Genomic DNA, 9,261 nt, shown 5'->3' on the forward strand with positions numbered 1-9,261 from the left:
GCCGCAAGAATACGTCGCATGCCTGCGCAGATGGCGACAGCAAGGTTGCAATAATTGCCATACCCGTGCATGACACCACAGGTTCACATGTATACACCCACCCTGTTTTCGCTCTCTGCAGGGCCGCGCCCGCCGCCCCGCCGAGGCGGTGCAGCCGCGACGCCCATGGCGTTCGTGCGTGCCATCATGCAGGTCTACGCGCAGCGTGGGGTGGACCCTGGCGCCGCCCTGCAAGCGGCACAAATTGCGCCAGAACAGGTCAACCAAGAGGACGCCCGCATCACCGCCTGGCAGATGGAGGCGCTGTGCGGCGCAGCCATGCACGAACTCGACGACGAGGCGCTGGGCTGGTTCGAGCGGCGCCTGCCCTGGGGCAGCTACGGCATGCTGGCGCGCGCCTCCATCAGCGCGCCGCACCTGGGCCTGGCGCTGGCGCGCTGGTGTCGCCACCACGGGCTGTTGACGGATGCCATCACCCTCTCGCTCAACGAGGACGGCGACCGCGCAGCCATCACCATCATCGAGCACCGGCCCCTGGGCCTGGAGGGCAGCCTGCGCGAGTTTTGCCTGGTCTCGGTGCTGCGCAACATCCACGGCCTGGCCTGCTGGTTTGTCGATTCGCACCTGCCGCTGCTGGCGACGGAGTTTCCGTTTGACGCACCAACGCACGCGGCTACGTATGCATTGCTTTTTCCTGGTCAAGCGCGCTTTGGTGCTGCGCAAGCAGCTATCTATTTTGATAAAAACTATCTTGCACTGCCGCTGGCGCGCGATGAGGCCGCGCTGCGCCAGATGCTGCAGCGCGCGCTGCCACTGACCGTACGGCAGTACCGCCACGAGCGCCTGGTGAGTGCGCGCGTGCGCCAGTTGCTCGCCGACGAGCCGACCATGCTGCACGGCGCGACCCTGCTGGCCGAGCGGCTGAATCTGTCGCCACGCACGCTGCACCGCCGCCTGCAGCAGGAAGGCAGCTCGCTGCAGCAGCTCAAGGACGAAGTGCGCCTGGGCCTTGCCAAGCAGCAACTGCGCCACACAAGCCGCCCGATCAAGCTGGTGGCGCTGGCGGCCGGCTACGCCAACGAAAAGAGCTTCATCCGCGCGTTTCGCGGCTGGACAGGGCTGGCCCCCGCGCAGTGGCGCGCACAGTCACGCAGCGGCGGCTGACGGCGCGGGATCGTGGACGCCGTCAACGTAATACCAGCGTCCTTGCTCACGCACAAAACGGCTCAGCTCATGCAGGCGCTCGGCCTTGCCACCGGCGGCGCGAAAGCGGGCGACGAACTCCACCTCGGCACTGGCATCGCCCGTCATGCGATGGCTGCGCACCTGCAAGCCCAGCCATTGGCCGCCACCCTCGAAACGCACGCGCGACGGGCGCTTGCTTGCATGCCAGGTCGCCAGCAGATAGCGCTCATCCTCGCGCACGAAGGCGGTGTAGCGCGAGCGCATGAGGCTTTCGGCGTCGGGTGCAGGGGCATCTTCCCAGTGGGCGATATAACGCCCGCAGCAATCGGCATAGGCCAGCGGCTTGCCGCGAGCGTCCAGCCGTGCGCAAGGGCAGGTACTCACGTCAGCGCCCGCTGGATCAGGATCTTCTGCACGTCGCTGGTGCCCTCGTAGATCTGGCACACGCGCACGTCGCGGTAGATGCGCTCGACCGGAAAGTCGCTCACATAGCCGTAACCGCCCAAGGTCTGGATGGCGGTGCTGCACACGCGCTCGGCCATTTCGCTGGCAAACAGCTTGGCCATGGCCGCCTCTTTCAGGCAAGGGCGGCCAGCGTCGCGCAGGCTGGCCGCATGCCAGATGAGCTGGCGCGCGGCCTCGACCTGCGTCGCGCAGTCGGCCAGGCGAAAACCCACCGCCTGGTGGTTGAAGATGGGCTGGCCGAAGCTCTCGCGTTCCTTGCTGTAGTGCAGCGCGCACTCCAAGGCCGCACGCGCCATGCCCACGCTTTGCGCGGCGATGCCGATGCGCCCGCCCTCGAGCGCCGAGAGGGCGATCTTGTAGCCTTCGCCCTCGGCGCCAATCAGGTTGGCAGCAGGCACGCGGCAGTTGTCGAAATTGATCTGTGCCGTATCGCTGCTGTGCTGACCGAGCTTGTCCTCCAGCCGCGCCACCACGTAGCCAGGCGTGTTGGTGGGCACGATGAAGGCGCTCATGCCGCGCTTGCCTGCGGCCTTGTCAGTGACGGCAATGACGATGGCCACATTGCCGTTCTGGCCAGAGGTGATGAACTGCTTGACGCCGTTGATCACGTACTCGCCACCGTCTTTCACGGCCGTGGTGCGCAGGGCGGATGCGTCGGAGCCGACATGCGGCTCGGTCAGGCAGAACGCACCCAGCATCTCGCCGCGCGCCAGCTTTGTTAACCAATCGCGCTTTTGCGCCTCGCTGCCGTAGCGCATCAGGATGGCGTTGACCGGGCAGTTGGTCACGCTGATCGCGGTGCTGGTGCCGCCGTCGCCAGCGGCGATTTCTTCCAGCACCAGCGCCAGCGTCAGGTAGTCCAGCCCGGCGCCTGCGTACTCCTCGGGCACGCAAATGCCGTAGGCGCCCAAGGCGGCCAGGCCCTGGTGCACCTCTTTGGGAAAGTGGTGTTCCTTGTCCCAGCGCGCGGCATGCGGCGTGATCTGCTCGCGCACGAAGTCGCGCACCGCATCGCGGATCATTTCCTGGTCGGAGCTCAACAACATGATTTATCCAACAAAAGTACCTTTAGCGCTTGTGGATCAAGCGTCAAAAGCTATGCATTCAAGAGCGCATCAAGGCAATTCGATGGCCACCGCCGTTGCCTCGCCGCCGCCGATGCACAGCGTCGCCAGACCTTTCTTCAAGCCTCGCGCCTTGAGCGCATGGATCAGCGTCACCATGATGCGCGCGCCGCTGGCGCCGATAGGGTGACCAAGCGCGCAGGCGCCTCCATTGACGTTGACCTTCTCGTGCGGCACCTTGAGATCGTGCATCAGCGCCATCGGCACGACGGCGAAGGCCTCATTCACTTCCCACAGATCGACGTCGGCAACGCTCCAGCCGGCCTTCTTCAGCGCCTTCTCGGTCGCACCGATCGGCGCGGTGGTGAACCAGTTCGGCTCCTGCGCGTGCGTGGCGTGCGCGACGATTCTTGCCAGAGGCTTGCAGCCCAGCTCGTTGGCGGTGGATGCACGCATCAGCACCAGCGCCGCCGCGCCATCATTGATGCTGGAGCTGGACGCAGCGGTGATCGTGCCGTCCTTCTTGAACGCGGGCTTGAGTGCGGCGATCTTGTCGAGCTTGGCCTTGGCCGGGCCCTCGTCGATCGCCACCGTCACCTCGCCCTTGCGCGTGGCAAAGCTCACCGGCGTGATCTCGGCGTCGAACGCGCCGCTCTTGGCCGCGCGCTGCGCGCGCTGCACGCTCTCGATCGCGAAGGCATCCTGCTGCTCGCGCGTGAAGTGATACTTGGCGGCGCAATCCTCGCCGAAGGTGCCCATCGCGCGCCCCGGCTCGTAGGCGTCTTCCAGACCGTCGAGCATCATGTGGTCGTAGACCTTGTCGTGGCCCATGCGGTAGCCGCCACGGCCCTTTTGCAGCAGATAGGGCGCGCCGGTCATGCTCTCCATGCCGCCGGCCACCATCACATCACGGCTGCAAGCCACCAGCTGGTCGTGCGCAAGGATGGCGCACTCCATCCCCGAGCCGCACATCTTGGAAAGCGTCACCGCGCCCACGCTGCGCGGCAGGCCCGCCTTGTGCGCCGCCTGCCGCGCCGGTGCCTGGCCTTGGCCCGCCATCAGGCAGTTGCCAAACAGCACCTCATCGACCTTATCGGCCACGATGCCGGCCTGCGCCACGGCCGCCTTGATCGCCGCGCCACCCAGGTCATGCGCAGCCAGCGTTGAAAAGTCGCCCATGAACGCGCCCATGGGGGTGCGAGCGGCGCCGACGATGACGATGGGGTCTTGCATGATGACTACTCCTTGTGAACAAATTTTCGAATTTCTTCCACCGTGTAGGGCGGATTGCGGAAATGCGCCACTGCATGGCAATTGGCACATAAGGGAATCAAGTCTTTCACGGGATCCGTTGCACCCGTCGAGCCTTGCGCAGCCAGTGGCCTGACATGATGAACCTGAACATTGTGTTCGGCCACGGCCCCGTACACGGCACCAAAGTTGAATCCGCAGGCCGCGCAGCTGTAGCCGTGATGATTCAAGCAGGCACGTCTTGCCGCCTGATCTCGCTCGTAGCGCGTTGTCTGAATAGCAATCGGCGGCCTTCGAAATACTCTGCGACTGATCCATCTTGTTCGGCCGCAACTTCCGCGATGTGTGACACAAATGGTGTTCCGCAAACCGCTTTTGCATACGCGACCAAATCTTCCGAATGCGTCCGCTTGAAGGGTGTCCCAGACCTGATCTTGCCGGTTGGCGTTTGGAGTGCCGACGAAAGATACGATTCATGTGCTCGCATCAACTTCTCGTAGCAGGGTCGAATGCTTCCGGGCTGCTTGGCCGCCAGCTTCACGATGTGCTTTGGTGCTGGGATGCTTTTGTAGCTTGCAGGAGCAATACCCAATTGAAGCGACGGATTGCCATCACCACTCCACGCCAACACGTCATCGGGCAAAGCACCGTGCGTCAATACCCGCATCGCAATCGCACCACCCTCATAAGGTGGGAATGGCCATCCAGCGTCGCACGTCAACGCCTCCACCTGACCGACGTTCAACCGAAAGCCGTTGCCTTGCAAAGTAACCGCCCACGCGTCGGGAGCAGTCTGATCGACAAACGCAATGGAATCCAGAAGGCACTGCAGGATTTCGCGTCGCATCGCCTCGTCGGCGCAGACCCGCGACATCACAGCCTCTGCACCATCCGCAGAGCCCCAATCAAAATCATCTTCCGCCTCGCTCATCCTTCCACTCCTGACGCATCGTCCCGTACAACGCTAAAGCGACGCTCCGGACCATAGGGGAACACGTCGTAGAGATGGCCCTGCTGGATGCGCTCCTTGTGCGCCTGCCAGTATTCTGGCGTCAGCAAGTCGCCATGGTGGCGCAGAAAGCATTCCCGCACCAGCGGGTGGCCCAGCAGGAAGGGCGCGAAGGTCTCGGGGAAGACGTCGCGCGGCGCCACCGGCCACCAGACTTCGCCCGAGAGTTCATCATCTTCATTGCGCGGTGGCGGCACGGCGCGAAACTGGCAGTCGGTGAGGTATTCGATTTCGTCGTAGTCGTAGAACACCACCCTCCCGCCGCGCGTCATGCCGAAGTTCTTCCACAGCATGTCGCCCGGGAAGATGTTGGCCGCGACCATGTCCTTGATCGCGTTGCCGTATTCGATCACCGCCTGCTCCACCTGCGCGCGGCTGGCGGGGTGATCCAGCCCGGCGTCGAACGCCTCTTGCAGATAGAGGTTCAGCGGCACCATGCGCCGCTCGATGTAGAGGTGGCGAATGATCACCTCCTGATGACCATCACCGTCGCGGTCGCTGATCTCGATCTGGCTCGGTGCCTCGCGCAGCAGCTCGGCGATCAATTCATCGGAAAAGCGTTCGCGCGGCAACGCCACCAGGCTGTATTCCAGTGTGTCGGCCATGCGGCCCACACGATCATGGTGCTTGACCAAAAGGTATTTGGACTGCACCTGCTCGCGCGTCGTATCCTTGGGCGGCGGAAAACGGTCCTTGATCAGCTTGAACACATAGGGAAAGCTCGGCAGATCAAACACCAGCATCACCATGCCCTTGATGCCAGGCGCGATGCGCAGCCGGTCGCTCGAATGCTTCAGGTGCGAGAGAAACTCGCGATAGAACAGCGTCTTGCCCTGCTTGGCCAGGCCGATCGCGTTGTAAAGCTCGGCCACGGGCTTGCGCGGCATCAGGCTGCGCAGGAACTGGACGTAGGCGCTGGGTACGTCCATGTCCACCATGAAGTACGCACGGGCGAAGCTGAAAAGCGCCAGCAAGTCCTCTTCGCCAAACAGCGCGGCGTCGATGAACAGGCGGCCATCGTCAGCGTGAAGAATGGGCAGAGCGAATGGCAACTCGGTATAGCCATTGATCAGCTTGCCGACCAGGTAGGCGCCCTTGTTGCGGTAAAAAAGACTGGCCAGCACCTGTATCTGAAAATTGGCGCGCAGGATCAAGGCGGCTATGCGCGGCTCGATCACCGCATGCACGTAGCCGATGTCGCGCTCCAGATCCTCAAAGGGGCATTGCAGTTCAAAGTCTTCAATCACCCGGCGCAGCGTCGCCGCCAGTTTTTCGGGCTGCGGGTAGTACGCACGCCAGCTCGGCCGCGCGCTGGCATCGTCTTCGAGGTATTCGGTGCTCACCGCTGGCCGCACGAAGATGAAGTCGTTGTGAAAGTGCGTGCGGTGCAGGATCTTGGTCGTGACCGAATTGAAGAAGGTCTCGGCGAGCTCCGGCTGGCGGTGCTCCACCAGCAGGCCGATGTAGTGCAGCTTGATCTGGTGCCAGACAGCCATCGGCAGGCTACCTGCGTGGTATTCCTTTTCCAGCCGGCGCACGCATTCGCGCACGCGCAGGTCGTAGAACTCGATGCGCTCGCGTTGTGCTCGCTGCTGCCCGTGCCAATCCTGGGTTTCAAACCGGTGCTTGGCGCGCGCCGACTCGGTTCGAAAAAGGGAATAGTGGCGATTGAAGCCATCGATCATCGCCTTGGCGATATCCCAGGCCTGCGGCGCGTCAAGGCGTTGCGTGACCATGGCCGCGCCGCATCCAACGAGGCTCAGCGGCGCTCGCGCGTGCCCACCAGCGCGATCGCGTCGCGGTAGGCCGCTTCCAGGCCATTGACGCTGGGTATCGTCATCTTCAGGTCGGTGATCAAGCCGTCGCTCAGGCCGTAGCACCAAGCGTGCAGTTCCAGCTTCTGTCCGCGCGCCCAAGCGTCCTGAATCACCGTGGAATGCGCCATGTTCACCACCTGCTCGATCGCATTGAGCTCGCACAACACATCGTGACGCCACTGCACCGGAGTATTCTCCAACAGATCGAGGTGGCGATCGCGCACATCCTGCACGTGGCGAATCCAGTTGTCCGCCAAGCCAATGCGCTGGTTCTCCAGCGCCGCCAGCACCCCGCCGCAACCGTAGTGGCCGACGATCATCAGGTGCGCCACCTTGAGCTGGTCGACCGCGTACTGCACCACCGAAAGGCAATTCAGGTCGGTCGGCACAACGACGTTGGAGATGTTGCGGTGCACGAACACCTCGCCCGGCTCCAGGCCCGAGATCTGATTGGCGGGCACGCGGCTGTCAGAACAACCTATCCACATGTAGCGCGGCTTTTGCTGCGCCTTCAGATTGGTGAAAAAGCCCGGGCGCTCCTTCTCCATCTGCGCCGCCCATGCGCGGTTGTTCTCGAACAGGGTGGCAATATTCGTCGTAGGCATCAAGCCTCTCCTTTGCGTTACGGGCAGAACTGCTGCTCAACAGGTTTCCGCGAACAATTCGCGGCCAATCAGCATGCGGCGAATCTCGCTCGTGCCCGCGCCGATCTCGTAAAGCTTGGCGTCGCGCCACAGGCGCCCCAGCGGAAATTCGTTGATGTAGCCGTTGCCGCCATGGATCTGTATGCCCTCGCCCGCCATCCAGGTGGCCTTTTCGGCGCACCAGAGGATGACGCTGGCGCAGTCCTTGCGCACCTGGCGCACGTGGTCCTTGCCGAGCATGTCGAGGTTCTTGGCCACGGTGTAGGCAAAGCTGCGCGCCGCCTGCAGCACGGTGTACATGTCGGCCACCTTGCCCTGGATGAGCTGGAACTCGCCTATGCTCTGGCCGAACTGCTTGCGATCGTGGATGTAGGGGATGACGTTGTCCATCACCGCCTGCATGATCCCGAGCGGCCCGCCGGTGAGTACCGCGCGCTCATAGTCCAGCCCGCTCATCAACACCTTGGCGCCGTTGTTCACGCCGCCGAGCACATTCTCGGCAGGCACCTCGACGTTCTGAAACACCAGCTCGCCGGTGTGGCTGCCGCGCATGCCGAGTTTGTCGAGCTTCTGCGCGATCGAGAAGCCCTTCATGCCCTTCTCGATCAGAAAGGCCGTGACGCCGCGCGCGCCCAGCTCGGGCTCACTCTTGGCATAGACCACCAGGGTGTCGGCATCCGGCCCATTGGTGATCCACATCTTGGTGCCGTTGAGCACGAAGTAGCCACCCTTGTCCTCGGCGCGCAGCTTCATGCTGATGACGTCCGAGCCCGCGCCCGGCTCGCTCATTGCCAGCGCACCGACGTGCTCGCCCGAGATCAGCTTGGGCAGGTACTTGGCTTTCTGCGCATCGCTGCCATTACGGTTGATCTGATTCACGCACAGATTGCTGTGCGCGCCGTAGGACAGGCCCACCGAAGCGCTGGCACGCGAAATCTCTTCCATCGCGATCATGTGCGCCAGATAGCCAAGGTTGGCGCCGCCATATTGCTCGGGCACCGTGACACCCAGCACGCCCAGCTCGCCCAGCTTGCGCCAGACGTCCATCGGGAACTGATCGCTGTGATCGATCTCGGCGGCACGCGGCGCGATCTCGGCCTGCGCAAAGTCGCGTACCGCGTCACGCAGCGCATCAATGTCTTCACCCAGTTGGAAATTCAAACCGGGCAGCGAATGCAGAACGCTCATGAAGTTCTCCTGACGTCGGGCTTGGCCCGCTGAATTGTTTGACGTTTACGTAAACGTTAATTGTCCATGATTTCCTGGCGTTTATCAAGCTGCGCAAGCAGCGCCCGCGCTTCGTGTTCATGGGCACGAATTTCGTCGAGATTGGCCTGCAGATCCCTCTTCTGCGCTTCGAGCTGCTCGCGGTGCTGGCGCAGCACCTCCAAAAATTTGCGCAGTTGCGCGCCGGTATCACGCGGGCTGTCGTAGAGGTCGATGATTTCTTTGGCCTGCGTCAATGAAAGACCCAATCGCTTGGCACGCAAGGTTAGCTTCAGCCGCGTGCGGTCACGACCGCTGTAGACACGCGAGCGCCCTCCGGCGCCGGTACGTTCCGGCCGCAGCAAACCCATGTCTTCGTAGAAGCGGATCGCGCGCGTCGTCAAGTCAAACTCGCGCGCCAGATCGCTGATGGTGAACGTAGTACTCATGGAGATCGGAGTCGGCGCAGGCATCTTTGCCGTTCCAGTATGCAGTGCAATGCTTCGCGCTTCCCTCTCAAGGGCTGGTCTGACGTTGATTGTGCCCGCAAAACACGAAACCCCCCGCGGCATGGCTGCTGCGGAGGGTTGGTGGTGATGGTGCCTGACGATGACCTACTT

At 63.0% G+C, this 9,261-nt stretch carries 10 protein-coding genes; 1 reads left to right on the forward strand and 9 read right to left on the reverse strand.

Annotated elements, in window-relative coordinates; translation table 11 throughout:
• The first annotated feature begins 165 nt into the window (after positions 1-165).
• Positions 166-1,164: an AraC family transcriptional regulator gene (locus ABS45_RS11480; protein ID WP_291555673.1), complete on the forward strand. Its 999-nt coding sequence runs from the start codon at positions 166-168 to the stop codon at positions 1,162-1,164.
• Here ABS45_RS11480 and ABS45_RS11485 read toward each other — a convergent pair.
• The 9 genes from ABS45_RS11485 to ABS45_RS11525 all read right to left on the reverse strand — a co-directional run bounded on the left by ABS45_RS11485 (position 1,147) and on the right by ABS45_RS11525 (position 9,090).
• Positions 1,147-1,569, reverse strand: coding sequence for a YchJ family metal-binding protein (locus ABS45_RS11485; protein ID WP_291555665.1), 423 nt, complete (start codon positions 1,567-1,569; stop codon positions 1,147-1,149). The genes ABS45_RS11480 and ABS45_RS11485 overlap by 18 nt on opposite strands.
• Positions 1,566-2,696, reverse strand: a complete 1,131-nt coding sequence (locus tag ABS45_RS11490; protein WP_291555666.1) for an acyl-CoA dehydrogenase family protein — start codon at positions 2,694-2,696, stop codon at positions 1,566-1,568. The genes ABS45_RS11485 and ABS45_RS11490 overlap by 4 nt, the downstream gene beginning before the upstream one ends.
• A 69-nt stretch (positions 2,697-2,765) precedes the next feature.
• Positions 2,766-3,947 carry an acetyl-CoA C-acyltransferase gene (locus ABS45_RS11495; RefSeq protein WP_291555667.1) on the reverse strand — a complete coding sequence of 394 codons (1,182 nt, stop codon included), beginning with the start codon at positions 3,945-3,947 and terminating at the stop codon, positions 2,766-2,768.
• A gap of 5 nt (positions 3,948-3,952) precedes the next feature.
• Complete coding sequence (locus ABS45_RS11500; RefSeq protein ID WP_291555668.1) at positions 3,953-4,195, reverse strand: HNH endonuclease; 243 nt, start codon at positions 4,193-4,195, stop codon at positions 3,953-3,955.
• On the reverse strand, positions 4,192-4,896 hold the full coding sequence (locus ABS45_RS11505) for a hypothetical protein (protein WP_291555669.1): 705 nt from the start codon (positions 4,894-4,896) through the stop codon (positions 4,192-4,194). Before ABS45_RS11505 ends, ABS45_RS11500 begins: the two co-directional genes overlap by 4 nt.
• Entirely contained in the window at positions 4,893-6,710 is a 1,818-nt protein-coding gene (gene aceK / locus ABS45_RS11510; RefSeq protein ID WP_291555670.1) for a bifunctional isocitrate dehydrogenase kinase/phosphatase, read from the reverse strand. Before aceK ends, ABS45_RS11505 begins: the two co-directional genes overlap by 4 nt.
• Before the next feature lie 23 nt (positions 6,711-6,733).
• Positions 6,734-7,396 (reverse strand): carbonate dehydratase, encoded by a 663-nt coding sequence (gene can / locus ABS45_RS11515; protein WP_291555671.1) that lies wholly within the window; start codon positions 7,394-7,396, stop codon positions 6,734-6,736.
• Positions 7,397-7,432: 36 nt separating this feature from the next.
• Entirely contained in the window at positions 7,433-8,623 is a 1,191-nt protein-coding gene (locus ABS45_RS11520) for an isovaleryl-CoA dehydrogenase (protein ID WP_291555672.1), read from the reverse strand.
• Between the two features lie 56 nt (positions 8,624-8,679).
• Positions 8,680-9,090: a MerR family DNA-binding transcriptional regulator gene (locus ABS45_RS11525; protein ID WP_291555674.1), complete on the reverse strand. Its 411-nt coding sequence runs from the start codon at positions 9,088-9,090 to the stop codon at positions 8,680-8,682.
• Between the last annotated feature and the right edge of the window lie 171 nt (positions 9,091-9,261).

The organism is Comamonas sp. SCN 65-56, from assembly GCF_001724135.1.
Classification (GTDB): Bacteria; Pseudomonadota; Gammaproteobacteria; order Burkholderiales; family Burkholderiaceae_C; genus Comamonas_C.